The organism is Mesorhizobium sp. M7A.F.Ca.MR.362.00.0.0, from assembly GCF_004023175.1.
Classification (GTDB): Bacteria; Pseudomonadota; Alphaproteobacteria; order Rhizobiales; family Rhizobiaceae; genus Mesorhizobium.
In genome coordinates this window covers 1-1163 of sequence record NZ_RZTF01000771.1, presented here as the reverse complement: position 1 = coordinate 1163, position 1163 = coordinate 1, and the positions used below count along the sequence as shown (strand labels likewise).

Annotated in this window: 1 protein-coding gene; it reads left to right on the top strand. The window is 62.8% G+C overall.

What is annotated here, in order from left to right; all coding sequences use genetic code 11:
* A partial coding sequence (gene tuf, locus EOC06_RS37580) for an elongation factor Tu (RefSeq protein ID WP_127232415.1) occupies positions 1 to 1163 on the top strand: 1163 nt, incomplete at both ends.

Below are 1163 nucleotides of genomic sequence, written 5' to 3'. Positions count from 1 at the left end.
AAAGGTAAATTCGAGCGTAACAAGCCTCACGTGAACATCGGCACGATTGGCCACGTCGACCATGGCAAGACGTCGCTTACGGCGGCGATCACCAAGTATTTTGGCGAGTACAAGCGCTACGACCAGATCGACGCTGCTCCTGAGGAAAAGGCGCGCGGCATCACGATCTCGACAGCGCACGTCGAATATGAGACGGCCAACCGCCACTACGCTCACGTCGACTGCCCCGGCCACGCCGACTATGTGAAGAACATGATCACCGGTGCCGCGCAGATGGACGGCGCGATCCTGGTCGTGTCGGCTGCCGACGGTCCGATGCCGCAGACCCGCGAGCACATCCTGCTGGCGCGTCAGGTCGGCGTGCCGTCGATCGTGGTGTTCCTGAACAAGGTCGACCAGGTCGACGACGCCGAGCTGCTCGAACTGGTCGAGCTCGAGGTTCGCGAGCTTCTGACCAAGAACGAGTTCCCCGGCGACGACATTCCGATCGTCAAGGGTTCGGCGCTGGCTGCTCTGGAAGATTCGGACAAGAAGATCGGTGAAGACGCGATCCGCGAGCTGATGGCTGCGGTCGATGCCTACATCCCGACGCCGGTTCGTCCGCTCGACAAGCCGTTCCTGATGCCGATCGAAGACGTGTTCTCGATCTCGGGCCGCGGCACGGTCGTGACCGGCCGCGTCGAGCGCGGCGTGGTCAAGGTCGGCGAGGAGCTGGAGATCATCGGCATCCGTCCGACGACCAAGACGACCTGCACGGGCGTGGAAATGTTCCGCAAGCTGCTCGATCAGGGCCAGGCCGGCGACAACATCGGCGCGCTGCTGCGCGGCGTTGATCGTGAAGGTGTCGAGCGCGGCCAGGTTCTGGCCAAGCCGGGTACGGTGAAGCCGCACAAGAAGTTCGTGGCCGAAGCCTACATCCTGACCAAGGACGAAGGTGGCCGTCACACGCCGTTCTTCACCAACTACCGTCCGCAGTTCTACTTCCGCACGACGGACGTGACCGGCATCGTGTCGCTGCCGGAAGGCACCGAAATGGTGATGCCGGGCGACAACATCACAGTCGATGTCGAGCTGATCGTGCCGATCGCCATGGAAGAGAAGCTGCGCTTCGCTATCCGTGAAGGCGGCCGCACCGTCGGTGCCGGCATCGTCGTCACCATCAA